The sequence below is a fragment of the Sphingomonas sp. NPDC079357 genome (assembly GCF_044901155.1).
Lineage (GTDB): Bacteria > Pseudomonadota > Alphaproteobacteria > Sphingomonadales > Sphingomonadaceae > Sphingomonas.
Map to the genome: position 1 here is coordinate 51,211 of NZ_JBJDOM010000007.1, position 20,512 is coordinate 71,722.

Annotated in this window: 17 protein-coding genes; 8 read left to right on the top strand and 9 right to left on the bottom strand. The window is 67.1% G+C overall.

The window, feature by feature from the left end; translation table 11 throughout:
* Positions 1–20: 20 nt before the first annotated feature.
* Both ACI2JO_RS16875 and ACI2JO_RS16880 read left to right on the top strand, forming a co-directional pair.
* Entirely contained in the window at positions 21–3,095 is a 3,075-nt protein-coding gene (locus tag ACI2JO_RS16875; RefSeq protein WP_404721773.1) for a TonB-dependent receptor domain-containing protein, read from the top strand.
* A gap of 61 nt (positions 3,096–3,156) precedes the next feature.
* On the top strand, positions 3,157–4,563 hold the full coding sequence (locus ACI2JO_RS16880) for a M20/M25/M40 family metallo-hydrolase (RefSeq protein ID WP_404721774.1): 1,407 nt from the start codon (positions 3,157–3,159) through the stop codon (positions 4,561–4,563).
* 326 nt (positions 4,564–4,889) lie between these two features.
* Here ACI2JO_RS16880 and ACI2JO_RS16885 read toward each other — a convergent pair whose 3' ends face one another.
* The 9 genes from ACI2JO_RS16885 to ACI2JO_RS16925 form a co-directional block, all read right to left on the bottom strand.
* Positions 4,890–5,183 carry a hypothetical protein gene (locus ACI2JO_RS16885; RefSeq protein WP_404721775.1) on the bottom strand — a complete coding sequence of 98 codons (294 nt, stop codon included), beginning with the start codon at positions 5,181–5,183 and terminating at the stop codon, positions 4,890–4,892.
* A gap of 24 nt (positions 5,184–5,207) precedes the next feature.
* The gene (locus ACI2JO_RS16890; protein ID WP_404721776.1) at positions 5,208–5,819 is read right to left on the bottom strand and encodes a class I SAM-dependent methyltransferase; all 612 of its coding nucleotides are present in this window, start codon (positions 5,817–5,819) and stop codon (positions 5,208–5,210) included.
* On the bottom strand, positions 5,816–6,451 hold the full coding sequence (locus ACI2JO_RS16895; RefSeq protein ID WP_404721777.1) for a PIG-L deacetylase family protein: 636 nt from the start codon (positions 6,449–6,451) through the stop codon (positions 5,816–5,818). Before ACI2JO_RS16895 ends, ACI2JO_RS16890 begins: the two co-directional genes overlap by 4 nt.
* 14 nt (positions 6,452–6,465) lie before the next feature.
* Positions 6,466–7,440 (bottom strand): acyl-CoA dehydrogenase, encoded by a 975-nt coding sequence (locus ACI2JO_RS16900; protein ID WP_404721778.1) that lies wholly within the window; start codon positions 7,438–7,440, stop codon positions 6,466–6,468.
* The gene (locus ACI2JO_RS16905) at positions 7,437–8,459 is read right to left on the bottom strand and encodes a glycosyltransferase (protein ID WP_404721779.1); all 1,023 of its coding nucleotides are present in this window, start codon (positions 8,457–8,459) and stop codon (positions 7,437–7,439) included. Before ACI2JO_RS16905 ends, ACI2JO_RS16900 begins: the two co-directional genes overlap by 4 nt.
* Before the next feature lie 169 nt (positions 8,460–8,628).
* Entirely contained in the window at positions 8,629–10,179 is a 1,551-nt protein-coding gene (locus ACI2JO_RS16910) for a sulfatase (protein WP_404721780.1), read from the bottom strand.
* 2 nt (positions 10,180–10,181) lie between these two features.
* The gene (locus ACI2JO_RS16915) at positions 10,182–12,503 is read right to left on the bottom strand and encodes a TonB-dependent receptor (protein ID WP_404721781.1); all 2,322 of its coding nucleotides are present in this window, start codon (positions 12,501–12,503) and stop codon (positions 10,182–10,184) included.
* A 203-nt stretch (positions 12,504–12,706) separates the two neighbouring features.
* Complete coding sequence (locus ACI2JO_RS16920; protein ID WP_404721782.1) at positions 12,707–13,939, bottom strand: MFS transporter; 1,233 nt, start codon at positions 13,937–13,939, stop codon at positions 12,707–12,709.
* A gap of 66 nt (positions 13,940–14,005) precedes the next feature.
* Complete coding sequence (locus tag ACI2JO_RS16925) at positions 14,006–15,076, bottom strand: LLM class flavin-dependent oxidoreductase (protein WP_404721783.1); 1,071 nt, start codon at positions 15,074–15,076, stop codon at positions 14,006–14,008.
* 157 nt (positions 15,077–15,233) lie between these two features.
* Here ACI2JO_RS16925 and ACI2JO_RS16930 point away from each other — a divergent pair, with 157 nt between their 5' ends.
* From ACI2JO_RS16930 to ACI2JO_RS16955, 6 genes are all read left to right on the top strand, one after another.
* Positions 15,234–16,328, top strand: coding sequence for a Gfo/Idh/MocA family protein (locus ACI2JO_RS16930; protein ID WP_404721784.1), 1,095 nt, complete (start codon positions 15,234–15,236; stop codon positions 16,326–16,328).
* A 132-nt stretch (positions 16,329–16,460) separates the two neighbouring features.
* Positions 16,461–16,742, top strand: a complete 282-nt coding sequence (locus tag ACI2JO_RS16935) for a DUF427 domain-containing protein (protein ID WP_404721785.1) — start codon at positions 16,461–16,463, stop codon at positions 16,740–16,742.
* A 150-nt stretch (positions 16,743–16,892) separates the two neighbouring features.
* Positions 16,893–17,954 carry a metallophosphoesterase gene (locus ACI2JO_RS16940; RefSeq protein WP_404721786.1) on the top strand — a complete coding sequence of 354 codons (1,062 nt, stop codon included), beginning with the start codon at positions 16,893–16,895 and terminating at the stop codon, positions 17,952–17,954.
* 123 nt (positions 17,955–18,077) lie between these two features.
* Positions 18,078–19,013: a hypothetical protein gene (locus ACI2JO_RS16945; protein ID WP_404721787.1), complete on the top strand. Its 936-nt coding sequence runs from the start codon at positions 18,078–18,080 to the stop codon at positions 19,011–19,013.
* A gap of 18 nt (positions 19,014–19,031) precedes the next feature.
* Positions 19,032–19,811 (top strand): metallophosphoesterase family protein, encoded by a 780-nt coding sequence (locus tag ACI2JO_RS16950; protein WP_404721788.1) that lies wholly within the window; start codon positions 19,032–19,034, stop codon positions 19,809–19,811.
* Positions 19,812–19,984: 173 nt separating this feature from the next.
* Positions 19,985–20,494, top strand: a complete 510-nt coding sequence (locus tag ACI2JO_RS16955) for a hypothetical protein (protein ID WP_404721789.1) — start codon at positions 19,985–19,987, stop codon at positions 20,492–20,494.
* Positions 20,495–20,512 lie beyond the last annotated feature (18 nt).

Genomic DNA, 20,512 nt, shown 5'->3' on the forward strand with positions numbered 1-20,512 from the left:
CAAAAAGGGAGACATGGGACGTGAATAACAGGCATCGCTCGACCCTGCTGGCCACCACCATCATGTGGGGCGTGATCGCGCTCCCCGCCGCGGCGCAGGAGACGACCCCCGCCCCCCCGATCGAGGCGCAAGCTGCGGATCCGGGGCTTGACGATCCCGAAGGGGAAGGCGCCACGGTCGTCGTCACCGGATCGCGCATCCGGTCCGCCAACGCCACCAGCATCAGCCCCGTGATCCAGGTGACCGGCGAGGAGTTCGTGACCCGCGGCGCGACCCGCAGCGAGGATCTGGTCAATCAATTGCCGCAGGTGTTCGCGGCGCAGGGGTCCGCCAATTCAAACGAGGCGACCGGCACCGCGCAGGTCGACCTGCGCGGGCTGACGCCGGTCCGCACGCTCGTGCTCGTCAACGGGAAGCGGCTGCCTTATGGCAGTCCCAAGGCGGTGCCGTCCGATCTCAACCAGGTGCCCGCCGCGCTGGTGCGCAATGTCGAGGTGCTCACCGGCGGCGCATCGGCGGTCTATGGCTCGGACGCCATCGCCGGCGTCGTCAACTTCAACCTCATCGACAATTTCGAGGGGCTGAAGCTCAACGCCGGGCTCAGCATCTACCAGCACAGCAACGGCAATCGTCAGCTGCGCGACTTGCTGGATACGAACGATCGGCTGGTGCCGGGCGCCTATCCCAAACCCGACAAGTCGGTGTGGAACGGCTTCACGCAGGATTATTCGGCGGTCATGGGCACCAACATGGCCGATGGACGCGGGAACATCACCGCTTACGCCACCTATCGCAAGATTCGACCGATCCTGCAGGCCGACTATGACTATAGCGCGTGCGCCCTGGGAACTGCCGGCAACGGCGGCGACACTTATGCGTGCAGCGGCTCCGGCTTCAACGATCCCGCGAATATCGCCAACACCGGCGCGGTCGCGAATGTGCCGACGCAGTTCCGCGTCGACAATGGGCAGTTCATCGCCGGGCGCCGCACGTATAATTTCGCTCCCTCCAACTATTATCAGCGCCCAGACGAGCGCTACACGCTGGGTGCGATCGGCCATATCGAGCTGAGCGAACGGCTGATCCCCTATTTCGAACTGAGCTACATGAACGACCGCTCGACCGCGCAGATCGCGCCGGGAACGGTGTCGGGCGGCGTGCTGGGCAGCGCGGGCGGCCTCAACTGCGACAACCCGCTGCTCAGTGCGCAGCAGGTCCAGTTCGTCTGCGGCGCGGCCGGGCTGTCGACCGCCAGCAACTATAACGCGGCCGGCGCCTATGTCGGGCCGGCGGCGATCGCGCCGGGCATCCTGATCAGCCGACGCAACGTGGAAGGCGGCGCGCGACAGGACGACATCCGCCACTCCACCTTCCGCATCGTCGGCGGCGTGCGCGGCCAGCTTGATCGCGCCTTCAGCTATGACGTCTACGCCAGCTATGCGCGCGTCGACTATCGCAGCCGGTTCACCGGCGATGCCAACGTGCAGCGGGTCGCCAACGCGCTGAACGCGGTGGTCGACCGGCGCGCCGGCTCGGCGACCTTCGGCCAGGCGGTGTGCGCCATCAACGCCGACGCGGTCTCGGCCAACGACGATCCGAATTGCGCCCCGCTCGATTACTTCAGCGGACGCCCGGCGAGCGCGGCCGCGGTCGGCTATATCGCCGAGGCCAAGAGCATTATCGGCGACACCGGGCTGACCAACATCGTCGCCTCGCTCAACGGCGACCTGGGCAAGTACGGCGCGATCCTGCCCTGGGCCGACAGCGGCATCGGCGTGGCGTTCGGCGTTGAATATCGCAAGAACACGCTCGAGCTGCTGCCCGACGAAGTGTATCAGAATTCGACGTCGCCGGAATTTCCGGTCAGCGGCTCGACCACCGCCAAGGAGGTGTTCGGCGAGCTGAACGTGCCGTTCGTCGAGTCACGGCCGTTCTTCCACCTGCTCTCGTTCGAAGGCGCGTATCGCTATTCGGACTATGACACGGGCTTCAAGACGCACACCTACAAGCTCGGCCTCAACTGGGCGCCGGCACGCTCCGCGCGGTTCCGCGGCAGCTACCAGCGCGCGGTGCGCGCGCCCAACGTGGTCGAGCTGTTCGCTTCCCAGTCCTTGTTCGAGGTGGAGCTGACCGAGCTTGCCAACGGCCTCTACGATCCCTGCGCCGGCGAGACTCCCTTCGCCACCGCCGAGCAATGCGCCCGCACCGGCGTGACCGCCGCGCAATACGGACGGATCATCGACAATCCGGCGGGCCAGTTCAACTCGCTGATCGGCGGCAACCGCGATCTCGATCCGGAGAAGGCCGATACCTGGTCGGCGGGGCTGGTGTTCGAGCCGACGTTCGTACCGCGCCTCTCGCTGTCGGTCGACTATTTCGACATCCGCGTGAAGAACCTGGTCGGCAGCGTGAACCCCAATCTGGCGCTCACCAACTGTCTCGGCACGGGTGACGCGTTCTTCTGCGGGCTGATCAATCGCGGCGCGGGCGGGACGCTGTTCCTCAACGACACCGGCTATTTCCGCCGCTTCAACGTCAACACCGGCTCGCTGAGCACGCGCGGGATCGACGTCGCGCTCGACTATCGCGTCCCGAGCGGACGGTTCGGCAGCCTCGCGTTCAATCTGGCGGGTACCTATCTGGCGGAATATGAGACGGTGCCGCTGCCCGGCTCGCCCGCCGCGGACGTGTACGACTGCAAGGGCCTGTACGGCGGCCTGTGCGGGCGGCCGCGCCCCGAGTGGCGTCACCGGATGCTGGCGACCTGGAACACGCCGGGTGGTGTCGGTGTGAACCTGACCTGGCGCTACATCTCCGCGGTGAAGATCGCGCAGACCAGCGATCAGCCGGCGCTTTCGGGCAGCTTCGCCGCGCTGAACAGGCAGCTCAACAGCCGCAGCTATTTCGATCTGGCCTTCACCTTCGATGCCAGGGAGAACGTCCGCTTCACGCTGGGCGTCAACAACCTTCTCGACAAGCAGCCGCCGCTCACCACCACCTCCGCGATCGAGGATGGCGGCAACGGCAACACCTACCCGCAATTCTACGATGCCACGGGTCGGTATCTGTTCACCAGCGCCTCGCTGCGCTTCTGATGTGACGGGACCGGGCGAAGCGCCACCTGCCTCGCCCGTCGTCAAAAAGGACGAGACACCGATGCTGCGGATTGCGCTTGTTTTCTCCCTGGCGGCGGCACCGCTGCCCGCTGTAGCCGCAACCGGCAGGCTTGCCTCGCCCACCGAGGCCGATCGCGCCGAGGCGGTGGCGCTGTTGAAGCAGCTGGTCGCCATCCCGACCGCCAAGCGACGTGGGCGCGTTCCCGAACTGGTCGACGTGCTCGCGGCGAAGTTGACGAAGGCCGGCTTTGCGCCGGAGGATATCGTGCGCCGGCCGGTCACGGTGGATGGCGAGCAGACGATGGGGCTGATCGTGCGCTACGCGGGGCGCGACGCGAAGCTCCCCCCGGTGGCGCTGCTCGCGCATATGGATGTGGTCGATGCGGTCGCGGCCAACTGGGCGACCGACCCGTACAAGCCCGTGGAAAAGGACGGCTATCTCTACGGACGCGGCACGCAGGATAACAAGTTCGGCGTCGCGGTGCTGGTCGAAACGTTCGTGCGCCTGCGCCGGGCCGGATGGCGGCCGAACCGCGATCTGCTGCTCGCCTTTTCCGGCGACGAGGAAACCGGAATGCGCTCCACCCGCGCGGTCATCGCGCATCCTTGGGTGGCGCGGGCGGCCTATGCGCTCAACTCGGACGCGGGCGGCGGGTCGGTGACGGCGGACGGGCGCCCGATCGCCTTCGGGATGCAGGCCGCCGAGAAGACCAACGCCACCTTCGCGGTGACGGTCAGGAATCGCGGTGGTCACAGTTCGGTGCCGCGCGACGACAATGCGATCTACCAACTTGCGCATGCGTTGACGCGGATCGAGAGCACGCGCTTTCCGGTCCAGCTCAACAGCGTGACCCGCGCGATGGTGACCCGCATCGCGGCGGAGCGCGGCGGGGCGCTCGGCGAGGCATTGACCCGGCTGACGACCGTGCCGGACGACGCCCGGGCGCTGGACGTCGTGCGCCGCTATCCCGACGTGTCGAACATCTTGTGGACCACCTGCGTCGCCACGATGCTGGAGGCCGGCAACGCGCCCAACGCGCTGCCGCAGAACGCGACGGCTACCGTGAACTGCCGCATCCTGCCGGGCGTCGCGGTCGAGGCGGTACGGCAGGGGCTGGCCAGCGCGGCGGGACCGGACACCGCCATCACACTGGTCGACGAGGCCGTGGAGAGCCCGGTGTCCGAGCCGCGCGCGGCGGTGACGGCGTTGCTCCAAGCCGGCCTGTCCGCCACCTATCCGGGTGCGACGCTCCACCCGACCATGTCGTCGGGCGGGACGGAGGGACGGGAATATCGCCGCGCCGGCATCCCCACCTGGGGCGCCGGCAGCCTCGGGCTGGTGCTGCCCGACGACAGCCGCGCGCACGGCACGGACGAGCGGATCCCGCTACAGGCCTTCGGACGTGAACTCGATTATTGGCAGGAGGTGCTGACGCGCCTCCAATAGTCGCACCGGGCATCAATTTGCCGCTTCGTCCCTGCGGACGCGGCTCCTGGCCGTGTGATCAGTTTTCCCTTTCGTTCTTGAGGCCGCTGACTCATAGAATCGAAATGCCGATCCGTCCCGAGAACCGCTGGCTCTATCCGATCGACTGGGTGCAGTTGTCGGCGGTCGTGCGCTTCAAGCGCGCGGGTTCGCGGTGTGATCATTGTGGTCGCCCTCACTTGCGTCGGGTGATCCACCTGGGAGATGGCCGGTGGTGGGATGCCAGGTCCGGGTATTGGCGGTCACAGCGGGGAAGGCGGACATCGTTGTCTGGCTATCTCGCCCTCTCATCTGTTCGGACAACCAAGGTCGTGCTCGCTTGTGCGCATCTCGACCATGATCCCGGCAACAATGCGCGCTCCAACCTCGCTGCGCTCTGTCAGCGTTGCCACCTCCTCCACGACGCGGCGGAGCATCGCTGGCAGCGTTGGTGGAACAGGTTCCGGCAGCGAGCCATCCGCGATCTCTTCGAGGATCCCCGATTGACCAGGCGGCGCGTCGATGAGCCCGGCTTCAGTCACCGGTACAGGTGAATGGGCACGGGAGCACCGCCAGCCGAGCAATTGGAACAGCCGTGACAATGCTGGCTGACGGACGACCTGCCATCATAGATTGCCACAGGACCGCCTTTCCTGCACCCCGTCATCGGGCCGGCACGCAAGCACGATCCAGCGGCCCGTGCGCCGACCGACCCGCACCTGCCAGCGACGACGGGTCGCGGCCAGGAAGGCACGCTGCAGGTTCGCGGCATGTTGCGCGAAGTCAGGATAATCGACCCGATGGTGTGCCAGCACCAGGGTTCCTCCGGGACGCAATGCGGCGGCGACATCGCGCGCGGTCTGCGCCATGTCGCGCTCGTTCAGATAGTAGATGACCTCGGCCACCACGATGATGTCATAGCGTGCGCGCGGCAGCCGTGCGGGGACGGCCAGCCTGATCGCACGCGCCCGCTGCCGCTGCGCCAGCGCCTTCGCCACCAACGCCGTGCCGCTCGCCGTCGCTTCGGTGGCGTCGAGGCGCAACGCGCGTCGGGCGATCGCAACGCTGTTAGAGCCGTTGCCGGCGGCAATCTCGAGGATGCGCCCCCACGGTCCCGGCCCCATCGCGCGCAGGATCGCGCGACGTTTCACCACCTCGTCGTGGCCGGTGAACGTCGACCATGGATCGTCATCGGCCGCGAACTTGGCGTCGAAGCCGTCCAGCGTGATCGGCCTCATCGTCGTCGTTCCGCAAATGTCTCTTGCGCGCTCGTGAAGGCAGCGATCTGCCGTCGTGTCATCGCGAAACCCTGAGGGTCGTCGGCGATGCGCCCGGTCTGCGTGCGGTAGGTGAGGAGGGCGCGGCGCTTGGCCAGCCGCTCCTGCGTGGTAAGGAACAGATGCCTGGCGCCCGCGATCTTCTGGCCCGCCGGCCAGACCGGGTACGACAGCGTCCGTAGACCCGGCTGCCGAAGCATTGCCACGCACGCAGCGACGACGCGGTGGTCTGGATGGTCGTCGCTGTGGGACGGCGCCACGACGAGCGCCGCGCCACGACCGGCGACCGCGCGCGCCAGCCCGCGACGCGCGGTCGCCGCTTGCGTGACAAGCCGACCGTCCGGAAGGTCGAGGAACGTCACCGCACTCGCCGTCACACCGATCTGCCGCAACACGCGCCGGCTCTCACGCCGACGCTCCGCCACGAGCCGCCGGCGTGGCCAACGGACGCTGTAGGGATGTGAGGCGGCGCCATCCGTGACGACGACAACGCGCACCGCGACACCACGTCGTCGCATCCGGGCCATCAGCGTATGCGCTCCGATCGTCTCGTCGTCCGGGTGCGGTGCGACCACGAGCAACCGACGCGGCATGACAGGCCACGATGTCACAGGCTCGCCTTCAGGTTCCCGGCGGCCAGGGCCGCCCCCACCTGCATGCGCTGCGCATCGGGCGATGGTTGACGAAGGTAGACCGAAAGGTCGGTGATGACCGCGGCAAGCGGATGCCCGACGAACAGCGATTGTACCCCCACCGCCTGTTCGGCAAGCTCGATCGCCTGACCGCCGGCCGCATAGACTGCCGCACGCGCCGCGGCGACCAGAGGCAAGCGCGACGCCGGCGCACCGAACCAGCCCGCCGCGGCGGTGCGGACCGCCCCCGCTGCCGCTTCGGCCAGGCCATATAGCGCGGCGAGACGACCCTTCTGATGCGGATCGTCCGCGCGACCGGCTGCGACGAGATGCGCCGTCGTATGATCGAGCAGAGCGGCGACGCCGCCGGCCTGCACGGCCGCGAACCGCAAGGCGCCGCCGCTGAACCACGGTTCGCACACGTAATCGCCCGGTGCCCCAATCGGGTCGTGGTCGCTTATCGGCGCGTCGAACCAGCGTACGACGTGCGTTTCCGACCGCTGCATGCCGGTTACATGCCAGAAGGAGCGGTCAACTGCGGGCGTCGTGCGGGCGAGGTCGAGCAGCAACAGCTGGCGGCCGCCCTCCGCATCGACGGTGACCAGCGCATGCGACAGGACCCCCGCCCCGCTGGCGAAACTCTTTCCACCGGTTAGCCGATTGTCGGCTAGCCGCAGGGGCTCGCCGGCAAGATCCGCGTTCCACACGCCCAGTGCGCCGCTGCCCGCGACGATCGCGACCACGTCATCGCGCTGGCGCGGGGTGCCGTACCGTCGCACAATCTGCAATGCGTCGACATGCCCTTCGAAGAGGCGGCCCAGCGGCAGGTCGAGGCGGCCGGTCGCGTAAAGGAGCCGGAGCAACTGCAGCAATGCGCCTTCGTCTGACGGGTCGCCGAGGTCGGGCAGCAATGCCGAGCGAATGGCGATGGCGCGACGCAGGTCGGTCACGCAGCGTGCCGCCCGGACGACATCGCCGCCAGGGCAGCCTCGGCCACAGGCAGCGTCACCCGGCGCATGCCGCCGAGCGGCACGGGTATGACACGCATCGCGAAGGCCTCGGCGTTCGGGCTGTCGCGCATCACGCCGCGGAGATGGTCCGTGGGGATATCGATCGCGTCCGCCAGGTCCGCCAGCTCGCCATCCCGGTACGCACGGCGCGCCGACGCATGGCCGCGATATTGCCATGTCGCATCGTCGGGATGCGCCACTTCGATCCCGTCGCCTGCGCCGTCGAGGGTGCGCAGCCCGTGCGCGAAACCGTGCAGGACCCGTCCCGTTCGCCGATCGGACGTATGCACGACGCTGGCCGCGTCGCGCCGGACCCGCATCCCCGCACGCGCCGCGTCGTCGGCGAGCCGCGCGTCCTCGCCGGCGGTCAGCGGCTGGAACCCACCCAGCGAGCGATAATGGTGGACCGAGATCCCCAGATTGGCACTGCTCGTCTGATGGTGGGTCGCCGCTGCCTCCCATGCCACCGGATCGAGGACACGCCGCCTGGCATGGAGCGCTTCGTAATAGCGCTCGATGCGATCCTGTGTCGGATGAGGCTGCGTGACGGTTCTTCTCACCCGGCCGGCGACGACCTCCGCATGGCCGAGCGCGGCGACCATCGCCTGCAACCAGTCGACCTCGGGCTTGCTGTCGGCGTCGGTCGCCAGCAGGATTCCGGTGCCGTTCAGCGCTCGCGCGCCCAGTTGCATCGCACGGTGCCGCGCGCGGCCGGCGTTGGGCTCCGTCTGGTGCGCGCGTGCGACATGGACCGGCAACGATGCCTGTTCGGCATAGCTGCGCGCGACCGACGCGCTATGATCGTCGCAACTGTCGAGAAGGAGACACAGGATCGGTGCCACCCCGCACCGATCGAGCCGCTCGATCGCGGCGAAAAGCTGCGGCAACATGTCCGCCTCGTTGCGCGCCGGCACGCAGATGGCGACACCGGCGCGGGCGGCGGGCGACCATGTCGTCAACTGACGTCTTCGATCTTCATCACAGCGGCTTAACCCAGTCGGAAAAACTGCGCCATTGATGACGATCAACCGGTGGGTCGGGGACCGCGATCAGCGCTACTCAGCGGAGCGATGTCCCTGAACACTGGTCTTTCTCCGCTCGACGCCGGCGTATCGCGGCGCTGGCTTGTCAACGCGGATCGATCCCGCGCCGCTGCAGCATCGCCGGGAATGGCGCCTGCGCCGGCCCGGCGGGATCGCGCAGCGCATTGCGCACCCCCGCATCGGCGCTGAGCGGGATCGACATGCCGTCGGTCTTCTCCAGCAGCGCGAACAGCTTGCCGCTCATCCGCTCCGCCAGTTCCTCATGTCCGGGCCGCGCGATCAGATTGTTCGTCTCGTGCGGATCTTCGGCCAGATCGTACAGCTCGTCGATGTCCCAGACACCGTGGAAGTGCATGTACTTGTACCGGTCCTCACGCAGCGCATGGACGGTTGGCGTCTGCGGGAAATTGCGCTCCCAATAATATTCGTAGAGTAGTTCGTTGCGCCACGGCGCGTGCGCGTCGCGGACCAGCGGCAGCGCGTTGCTGCCGGCCATGCCCTCGGGCGCGCGCAACCCCGCCGCCGCCAGCATGGTCGGCGCGATGTCGATGTTCGCGACCACCTGCTCGACCACGCTGCCCGCCGGAAACAGCGCCGGGCAACGCGCGAGCATCGGGATGCGCATCGATTCCTCATAGGCGGTGCGCTTGTCGATCAGGCCATGCTCGCCGAACATGAAGCCGTTGTCGCCGAGGTACAGGATCAGCGTGTCGTCCAGCTCGCCGCGCGCCTCGAGCAGGTCCATGATCCGCGCCAGCCCTTCGTCGACCGCCAGCAGCGTCTCCATGTAGCGCTTGTAATAGTCACCGATGTCGAGCGTGCCGTGGTACGGAAAGCCGACCCCGTGCCAGCTGTTACGCTGGTTCTCGACCCACATCGGCCGCCCCGGCGCGCCGGGCTGCATCGACGCCGGATAGCGGAACGTTTCCTTGTCGTACCGGCCCTTGTGGCGCTCGGCCGGGATAAATTCGGAATGCACCGCCTTGTGCGCCAGATGCATCATCCACGGCCGCCCCGCCGGGCGCTTGCCGATCCAGTCGAGTGCGTAACCGGTCAGCTCGTCGGTGATATACCCCTTCTGCGGCACGCGCCGCCCGTCGACGTTCAGCCCGTCGGCGCTCGGCAGATAGCTCCCCTGCCCCTTGAAGCTGACCCAATGGTCGAACCCCGGCTGCGGCGCGTCCCCTTCGTCGCCCATATGCCATTTGCCGATAAACGCGGTGTCGTAGCCGGCGGCCTGCAGATATTCGGGATAGAAGACCAGCCCCGGCGGGATCGGATGGTTGTTGTCGACCACCTTGTGCTGATGCGCGTACAGCCCGGTGAAGATCGACGCGCGGCTCGGCGAACACAGCGCCGTGGTGACGAAGGCGTTGCGAAAATGCGTGCCCTCGCGTGCCAGCCGGTCGAGCGTCGGCGTGTCGCCGAACGCCTGCGCCTTCATGAACCCCAGCGCGTCGTAGCGATGGTCGTCGGTCAGTACGACGAGGATGTTGCGCGGCTTGACGCCCGGCAGCTTCGGCAAGCGACGCGAGCGCCTCGGCGCGGGCACCGCCCCCGCCGCCATCGAATAGAGCCCGAACGCGCCGCCGGTCCCGGCCAGCAGCACGCCACGACGCGTCGTCTCATCGCCCATCGTCAGAAATCCTTGCGCAGCAACAGCCCGGCATAGCGCTGGTCGTCGCGCGGCACGAACCGCACGGTGCCGGCGAAGGTGCCATTGGTCAGGAAGCTCGCATAAGGCGAGTCGGTGATGTTCTTGACATAGGCGCGCAGCTGCCACCCGTCGCCGGGATGGAGCAGCGCGACGCTGGCGTTCCAGATCGCATAGGCCGGCTGGACCGTGTTCGGCGTCTGCGCCAGCGAATATTGCACCTTGCTGCTGAACGTCACGTCGCTTTGCAGCTCCAGCGACAGGCTGTCGGTCAGCCCGAAGCGATAGGTCGCATTCTCGAACAGCCGCACCTTGGGCGCATAGGGAAGCGGCTGGCCGTTGATGTTGCAGCTGACCGGCGCGCCGACCGGGCAGTTGAAGTCGCGCACCGTGGCGTCGGTATAGGCACCCGACAGGTCGAAGGTGAGGCCCCTGATCGGGCGCAACGTCACGTCCGCCTCCACCCCGCGCGATCGCACCGACCCGGCATTGATCAGCCGCGTCACCGGCGCACCGCCCACCGAGTCAGTGAAGTTCGCCTGATAGCCGTCGAAATCGGTCGTAAAGACGGCCACCGCATAGCTCAGCGCGCGATCGGCGGTGCTGCCCTTGACGCCGCCCTCATAGGAGTTCGACGTCTCGGGGCTCAGCGGCACTTCGTCGAGCAGCGTCGTGGCGTTGAGCGAACGCATGTTGAAATAGACGTTGTACGCCGGCCCCTTATAGCCGCGCGAATAGGTGAAATACGTCTGCGCGTGCGCGCCGATGTCGAGCTGCAGCCCGAGCCGATAGCTGTCGCCGCGCGCATCGGTGCTCCCGCTGGCATTGTGGTACGCGCGGATGCCCGGGCGATCGAGCGACGCCGCCCCGCTGTTGGTCGGGTCGTTGCTCGACGTGCGGACATGGGTGAAATCAAGCGAGTCCCACGTCGAGCGATAGCCCGCGATCGCGCGGAAATGCTCGGTGAAGTTGACGTTCGCCTCCCCGAACACCGCGTAATTGTGGTTGGTGATGCCGTAATTCGCGACACCGGTGGTCGACGTCTGCGTCGTCCCGGCCAGCGTCGTCAGCGCGCGCTGATAGCGCTCTTCGGTCTGCGCGCGCAGGTAATAGGCGCCGAGCACGTAATCGATCAGCCCGCCGCGCGGCGAGGTCAGCCGCAACTCCTGCGAGAATTGCCGGCTGTCGACGCTGCCGTCGTCGACGCCCGACGGAAAGGTCGTGGTCAACTGCGCCAGTTGATCATAATCCTGCCGCTGATGGTTCAGCCACTGCCGCCACGCGCTGATCGAGGTCAGCTGATAATCGCCCAATGACAGATCGGCGGTCAGCGACCCGCCGTAATTCTCGTCGCGGACATTGGTGTCGAGATTGGTGGCCAGCCGGCGATTGCCCGGTACCGCGACGATCCCCTGCGACGCCAGCGCGGCGGCGAGTGGTGCGGAATTGGTGATCGCGCCGGTCGGATAGGCGATCTGCTGCGTCGACTGATAGACACCCGCCACCGTCTCGCGCGTGTTGAGATAATCGCCGATCGCGGTCAGCTTCAGCGCGTCGAACGGCGTCACCACCAGCTTGCCGCGCGCGCCATAGCGTCGTGAGCCATTGGCGTCGTGCCCGGTGACGACATTACGCAAATTACCGTCGAAGTCGCTGTAAAGCCCGCCGATCAGCGCCTGCACCTTGCCGGGCACGATCGCACCCGACACGCCGGCCTTGATGCGATATTCCTGATCGGTGGTCGCGCCCGCCTCACCGAATGCGTGAAATTCGTCGGTCGGATTGCGGGTGACGATGTTCACGACGCCCGCCGAGGCGTTCTTGCCGAACAACGTTCCCTGTGGCCCGCGCAGCACCTCGACCCGCTCGACCTCGCCCAGATCGAGCGTCGACTGGCCGGGGCGGGTCAGCACCACGCCGTCCAGCACCGTCGACACCGACGGCTCGACCCCCGGCGAGGTGGTGATCGTGCCGATGCCGCGGATGAAGACGGTACGATCCTTGTTCGACGCGCCGCTGCGGAACCCGACCGACGGGATCGACGCCGCGATGCGCTCAAGATTGTTCAGCTGCCGCTCCGCCAGCGACTTGCCGTCGACCGCGGTGATCGCGATCGGCACCTGCTGGAGCGATTCGTTGCGGAAGCGCGCGGTGACGACCACGTCGCCCTCGGCGGCCGATGGCGTGGCGGGCGTCCCGGCGGATGTCGAACCCTGCGGCGCGGACGCGTCCTGTGCGATGGCGGGTGAGGCGAACAGCGAGAAGGCGGTGGTGGCAAGCAGCACGGACAGGCGTCGATCGATCATCGGGTCCCCTTTCAGATCGTGGCGGACGCTAAAGCCTACTTCATAGATCGGGTATAAAGAAGCATATCGTACGGATACAGGCCGGCTTTAGGGCCATTCGTTGGTTTCTGCCCGCTGCCGCCATCCTCGTCCCCCCGTGAAACCAACGGCCGTCATTGCGAGCGTCGCGCAGCAATGACGGATCGGATTGACGTCATCCCGACCTACCGATCCGTCTCGATCGGGCTAAGCCGTGGCAGCAACACCTGAATCCATCCCCACGCCGCCAGATAGGCGACGCTGGCGAACACCAGCAGCGGCAGGTATCCCAGCCCCGCCGCCAGCGTCAGCCCGGCAATCTTGGCGATCGCCACGCCGCCCATATTGCCGCAGAACGATCCGAATGCAGTGACCCGCCCGACCCGCTGCTGCGGGACGATATCGGCGATCATCGCGAAGACGTTGGTCGAAAACGCCTGATGCCCCGCCAGCGCCAGTGCCATCAGCGACACCGCGACCGCATAGCTGTCCGTCAGCAGCGCGAGCGGGATCGGCATCACCGCCAGCGCCGCGCCCAGCAGCACGCCCTTGCGGACCCGGTTCAGCGATGCGCCGCGCCCGAGCAATCGCGTCGGGATCACGCCCCCCAGTAGCGAACCGATCGCCGCCCCGCCGTATGCCAGCGCCAGTGGCACGCCCAGCGCCACGCCTGACAGACCGAACTGGCGGTGAAAGAAATCCGGCAGCCAGAACAACAGCAGCCACCATGTCGCGTCGGACAGGAGTTTGGCGCCCGCGACCGCCCATGTCCGCCGATCGCGCAGCATCGGTTCGGAGGGCAGCGGCGATGCGGCATCCGCCATTTTCGGCGCGGAAAAGGCGACGCCGTGCGCTGTCCCCAACCATGCCAGGGCCCAGAGCAACCCGACGATACCGACGGCGACGAACGTCCCCCGCCACCCCAGCCACAGCCCCAGTACCGGGATCGCAAGCGGGGCGAGAATCGCGCCGAGGCTGTTGGCGGCATTGCCCGCGCCAAACCCGGTCGAGCGCCAGCGCGGCGGCAGCACCGCGGCGATCGTCTTGATGCCGGTCGGCGTTCCCATCGCTTCCGTCGCGCCCAACGCCACCCGCACCGCGATGAACTCGGTCATTGACCGCGCCCAGCCGTGCAGCAATGCCGCGACGCTCCATGCCGCGACCCCGACCGGATTGGCCCAGCGCACGCCCAGCCGGTCCGCGATCCAGCCGCTGAACAGGAAACCGACCGCCGCGCCGCCCTGGAACCATGCCGCGAGCGTTCCGTAATCGTCGTCGCTCCAGCCCAGATCGGTGGCGATCACCGGCTTCAGCACCGCGATCACCTGCCGGTCGACCAGGTTGAGCACGCCAGCGGTGATCGCTAGGGCGAACAGGAGACCGCGGTGCCGTCCGCTCAGTTCAGCAACGTTTCTCATGCGCTCAGCATGGCGGCGCGAGGACGCAGGCGACGAACAACAATCCCTTTCGCACCGCCAAGCGGTTCACAATACCAGCGGCGCATGGTCGATCCGCGGCAGGACGTGACGGGCGAACAGATCGGCCTCGGCGGCGTGCGGATATCCCGACAGGATGAAGGCATCGATCCCGGCGGCGCGGTACGCCTGCAATTTGGCGAGCACCTGATCGGGATCGCCGACGATTGCCGCGCCGCAGCCCGATCGCGCCCGCCCGATGCCGGTCCAGAGGTTTTCCTCGGCATAGCCGTCGTCCGCCCCCGCGCGCAGCTCCGCCTGCCGCCGTACCCCGGCGGACTGGGAGTCGAGCGAGCGCGCCCGGATTGCCGCCCCGGTCGCGTCATCCAGCTTCGACAGCAGCCGCTCCGCCGCGGCGCGCGCTTCCGCCTCCGTCTCGCGCACCACGACATGCACGCGGTAGCCGAAGCGCAGGGTGCGGCCATGCTTCGTGGCGCGCGCGCGCAGGTCGGCGATGATCGCCCGCACGCCGTCCATCGTGTCGGGCCACATCAGATAGACGTCGGCACCCTGCGCCGCCGCCTCGCGTGCGGCCTCGGACAGGCCGCCGAAATAGAAGGACGGACACCGTCCCGACAGCGTCGTCACGCGTGGCGGAGCGAGCTTCAGCTTCCAGAAGGCGCCGTCATGATCAAGCGGCTTGCCGTCCAGCAAGGTGCGCAAAATGTGCATCGCCTCGACCGTGCGGGCGTAGCGCGGCGCGCTGTCGAGCGTCTCGCCGGGCAGGTCGCTGGAAATGATGTTGACGGTCAGCCGTCCGCCCAGCATCCGGTCGATCGTGGCGATCTGTCGCGCCAGTTGCGGCGGCCAGCTTTCGCCGATCCGCACCGCCATCAACAGCCGCATCCGGCGCAGCAGCGGCGCGATCCCCGCGGCAAAGGCGGTCGTGTCGATCCCCAGCGCATAGCCCGAGGGCAGCAGGCAATTGTCATAGCCGGCGGTTTCCGCCTGCACCACGATGTCGCGGCAATGCTCCCATGTCGACTGCAGCGCCGGGTCGGGAACGCCCAGAAACTCGTAATCGTCGTCGCACAGCGCGGAGAACCAGCTGATCTCGCAAGGCCCGGGGGTGGTGGTCACGGCATTGCTCTCCATCAGCCTGTCCGGCCGCGCTCATGCCACCGGGCGGCAGCGCTCGCCAGATGCCGCCGCTTTGCCGCCGCAAAGCTTTGCCCTCTTGTCGAAGGGCGGCGATCAGCAGGAAAGCGTGACGCCAAGGCGAAAGCAAGGACCGAAGATGACGTCAAAAATCCGGTACGGCGTGGTGGGCACGGGCATGATGGGGGTCGAGCACCTCCGCAACATCGCGCTGCTCCCCGATGCCGAGGTCGTCGCGATCGTCGATCCGGTCGCCACCTCGCTCGGCTGGGCAAGGGAGGCACTTGGCCAGCGCGCCGGTGCGGTGGAGAGCTTCGCCGACGTCGCCACCTTCGCGCGGGCCGCGCAGGTCGATGCCATCGTCGTCGCCTCCCCCAACCACACGCACCGCGCGGTGCTGGAGCCGCTGTTCGGGATGGACGCCGCGATCCTCTGCGAAAAGCCGCTCGCCACCACCTTGGCCGACGCCCGCTGGATCGTCGAGCGCGCCGCCGCGCACCCGCGACCGTTCTGGACCGGGATGGAATATCGCTTCATGCCTCCGGCCGCGGCGTTCATCGAACAGGTCCATGCCGGACGGGTCGGTACGCTCAGGATGCTTTCGATCCGCGAGCATCGTTTTCCGTTCTTGTCGAAAGTCGGTGACTGGAACCGCTTCGCCCGCAACACCGGGGGCACGATGGTCGAGAAATGCTGTCACTTCTTCGATCTGATGCGCCTTATTATCGGCTCGGAACCGGTACGCATCTATTGTTCGGGCGCGACGGACGTGAACCATCTCGACGAATTGTACGACGGAAAGCGCCCCGACATCATCGATAACAGCTTCACCACCGTCGATTTCGCCAACGGGGTGCGCGCGATGCTCGACCTTTCGATGTTCGCGGACGGCGCCGAACATCAGGAAGAAATGAGCGCCACGGGCGACAAGGCGCGTCTCGACGTCCTGATTCCGCCGGGAGAACTGGTATTTAGCCCCCGCGTCGGCTTTCGGGGGGAGAAGCGCATCGAACGCACGCATGTCGCCATCGACCCGGTGGCGCGCGCCGCCGGCAGCCACGAAGGCGCCTCCTTCTTTCAACACCTCGCCTTTACACACGCCATCCGCGGCGAAGGCACCGTGCAAGTCACCGCCCTGGACGGCTTACGCGCTGTTCAGATGGGAGTTGCCGCAGAAATCAGCGCGCGAGAACATCGCGTCGTCGAAATGGCAGAGGTCAGTGACGAGCGCTAGGCGAAGACAATCCGGGATCGCCGTATATGTGTTCTGACAGGACGCCTAAGCCACGCCGGAGCTTCGGGTTCCGGCGTTCGTTCAGCCCCGTGATGCGACGCGACGGTGCGTCAGATCGATCGGAGACATATCGTGGTTGAGGCACGGTGGAACGGCACGCTCATCGCCAGAAGCGACGATACCGTCGTCGTCGAGGGCAACCATTACTTTCCTGTGGACGCCGTCGATCCCGCAATCCTGGGCCGAAGCGAGACGACCAGCATTTGCCCATGGAAGGGCGTGGCGCGTTATTACGACCTGCATGTCGACGGCACCGAAAATCCTGACGCAGCCTGGTATTATCCCGATCCCATGGAAGAGGCGGAGAACATACGCGGTCGCATCGCCTTCTGGAAAGGCGTGCAGGTCGGGTGATACACGGTTCGGGCTGAGGAAGGGCGGCCTTCCCGCGCCTGTTCTCCGCTGCCTACCGCGTCGACGCATTATGGAGCGCGAACTATCTTCAACCTTGTTTTCGCCGTCCCGGCGTTGATCGTTTCGGTCCGTTGGCTCTGGCCGCTGCCATTGCCCTTGTGGACCAGAATAGCGACGGGCCTGCTGCTGTTCGGCGCGTCGCAATTCCATTTGTGGAGCAGACTGTCGTCGGGGTCGGTATTCGCTCCCGAATTCCCGCGCTTCGTGGTGGTCCTGTTCAACTGGGCTTTCGGGGCGTTGGTGTTGCTGGCCGTGTTCCAGATTATCGTCGACTTGGGCGCGCTGGTAACGATGGTCGTTCGCCAGCAGGTCGTCCGCGAACCGGTGGCGTTGCGCGGGGGCGTGGCCGCGCTGGCCGCGATCCTTGCCGCGATCGGCGTGGCCAACGCGATCCGGGTGCCGCCGGTACGCGACGTCAGCGTTGAAATTCCGTACCTTCCGGCCGCTTTCGACGGCTATCGCATCGTCCAGTTGACCGACCTGCACATCAGCCGCCTGTTCACCGCGGCCTGGGCACGCCAAGTGGTCGATCGGGCCAACGACGCCGGCGCGGACCTGATCGTCGTCACCGGCGATTTCATCGACGGATCGGTTGCGATGCGTCGCGACGACATCGAGCCGCTTCGCGGCCTGCAAGCGCCCGACGGCATCTACGCCATTCCGGGCAATCACGAATATTTCTTCGACTATCGTGCGTGGATGCGCCAGCTCTCGGCGATGGGCTTTCGCATGCTCCCCAACGCCCATGCGGTGATCGAGCACGACGGCGCCGCGCTGGTGATCGCCGGCGTGACCGATCTGTCCGCACCGGGCGTCAGGGAGGCGGGCCCCGACCTGGATGCCGCCTTGCGCGGCGCGCCGACCGATGCCCCGATCGTGCTGCTCGACCATCAACCGCGCAAGGCGCGTGACGCCGCCGCACGCGGCATCGCGCTGCAATTATCGGGGCATACGCATGGCGGCATGATCGTCGGTCTCGACTGGCTCGTCGCGCGGGGCAACGCCGGTTTCGTGTCCGGTCGGTATGAGGTCGGCGGCATGACGCTCTATGTCAGCAACGGCACGGGGCTGTGGCCCGGCTTCGCGCTCCGGCTCGGCGTGCCGCCCGAGATTACGCGACTGACGCTTCGGCGCAGGCCGGTCGATGCGTGATTGGGCGGGCGCCCGGCGACAGGACGGATATTCGCGCCAGGACGGACGTTTAGGAGCGATCTGCCGCCGATCGGCACGCGGCTTGTCGCGATGGTCGTGCTACCGTAGCAAAAAGGAGGTGGCATGAAGAACAGGACGTTACGTTGGTCTGCGACACTGACGGCGCTGATCGCGACCCCGGCGCTGGCGCAGGACCGCACGGGCGGGGATCGTCCGTCCTTGCAGAGAGTCAGCCTCGACAGCCCGACCGCGATTTCGCCGTCGAGCGCGACCGCGACCGTCTCGGCGAGCAGCGTCCCACAGGCGATGGAACGACTGGACGGCGGTGGTTCGACGGTCGACGTGTCGCTAGGCACGCTCTACGGTGCCGGAAAGTTCGGCACCGGCTCCACCACCACCATCTGGAGTTCCGCGGCCAGCGCCCGGGTACATATCGACAACCTGACCTTGTCCGCCTCGCTGCCGTGGATGCAGATCCGCAGTCGTTCGACCATCTTCACCGGGATTGACGCGACGCCGGTGCTGATCGCGCCAAATACGGCGATCGCGAAAAGGACGACCGAGGGCTTCGGCGACCTGACGGTCGGCGCCGCCTACACGATTGCGCCGACCGGCTTGCCGGTGGAGGTCGAGCTTTCGGCGCGCGCCAAGCTCAACACCGCCAGCAGCAGCAGCGGTCTTTCCAGCGGTTCCAACGACTATGCGCTGGGTGCCGACGTGTCCGTGCCGTTGGGCAAGGTGACGCCCTTCGCCTCGTTTACGTACCGCTTTCTGGGCGACACCGACGCCTATGTGCTGCGTGACGGCCCGGCCGCCTCGGCGGGCGCGTCGCTTGGGTTGGGCAGCGAGGCGTTCCTGGTCGCCTCCTACCATTATTCGAGCGCGGCCACCCGCCAGGTGTCGGCGGCGCACGAACTGTTCGCCGGGGCCTCGCAGCGGATCGCGGGAACCCCGTTTCGCCTGACCGGCTTCGTCACCACCGGGCTGTCGAGCGGTGCCGCCGCGATCTCGGGCGGGGCCGCGCTGTCGATCGGGCTGGGCCCGCGAGCGGGAATGTGACGAAAACGTCTGGCCGCCATGTCTTCGAAACCTAACGACGAACCGGTCGAGCGCATCTATGCGATCGGCGACGTTCATGGCCGGCTCGACCTGTTCACCAGGCTGATCGCGCGTATCGGCCGCGATCAGCAAGGCAGAGTCGACGCCGCGGCAAGGATCATCCTCTTGGGCGACATCATCGATCGGGGCGCTGATGGCGCGGCGATGGTGCAAGGGTGCATGAGGCTGACCGCGGCCAGCGATCGTTTCATGGTCCTGAAGGGCAATCACGAGGCCATGATGGTGCAGGCGCTGAGCGGCGATCTGAAAACCTATCGCGCCTGGCTGGAGTTCGGCGGGCGCGAAACGCTGATCGGCTGGGGGGTCGATTCCGCCGCCGTTACTGCCGATGCCACCAAGACCGACCTGCGCCACGCGGCGCGGACGGTGGGCCCGGAGGCACTGGCGTGGCTTGATCAACTGCCGCTTTGCCATCAGCACGAAGACTATCTGTTCGTCCATGCCGGGATCCGGCCCGCCGTGCCTGTGAGGCAACAAGACCCCAATGACATGCTTTGGATAACCGACGAGTTTCTCGACTCTGAGCTGGATCATGGCATGACGGTGGTGCATGGACACTCGATCACTGACGACGGGCCCGACGTGCGGGCGAACCGGATCGGCGTCGACACCGGAGCCTTTCGCACCGACCGCCTCACCGCGGTCGGGATCGAGCGCGGCGAGGTGTGGTTCGTGGACACCGCCGGCGTCGAGAGCCACATGCAACGATCGGTCGGCGACGGTTGGAGAGGGCGCTAATGGAAAATCTGCACGCCTTTGACGATGCCCGGCTGAACGCCGATTTGTCGGCGATCCTTCGACTGCCCGAGGGTGGGCGAGCGCCATCGATCGACCGTCGACCAAGGCGGTGGCGGGATGTCATCGCCAGCGCGCTACGCTCGCCGCGCGCATCGGCGACTATCGGCGTATCCGTGTTTGTTGCCATGCTGGGAACCACCGCCTTTCTGATGGCCCCTCCCCGCGACGGGCAGCTACCCGCTTCCGAAACTGCGGCGCCCATCGCGCCAAATTCGCGCGCTGCTCGCGCGGAGATCCTCGCCAGCGTTCCCGCCGAGGCACCTTCGACCGACGTGCCCCCCGCGCCTCAGGCAACCGCCGACGGGAAACACGGCGGCAAGCGCCTGCTACGCTCCCGCCGCAAGACATGGGCACGGCGAAGCACGCCGCCGGTCGACGTAGCCGCGGTGGTCCGCGGGAACAACGCGCCGCCTGTCGTGGTGGATCAGGGTTCGGCCACCTTCGGGCCTGCAAGCGATCTGGCGCAGACTCTCCCGCCTGCCGGGCCTCGGGAAGCCAGACCGGCGGTTGTTCAGGTCAGCGACGCGTCGACCATTGATGACGGTGTCATTCCGGCACGTCCGTCCGCGCAGGTGCGCCGCAACACCGTCGCCGCAATCCGCGCGTTCCGGCGACAATGGTAGGCGAACACGGGCGGCTTC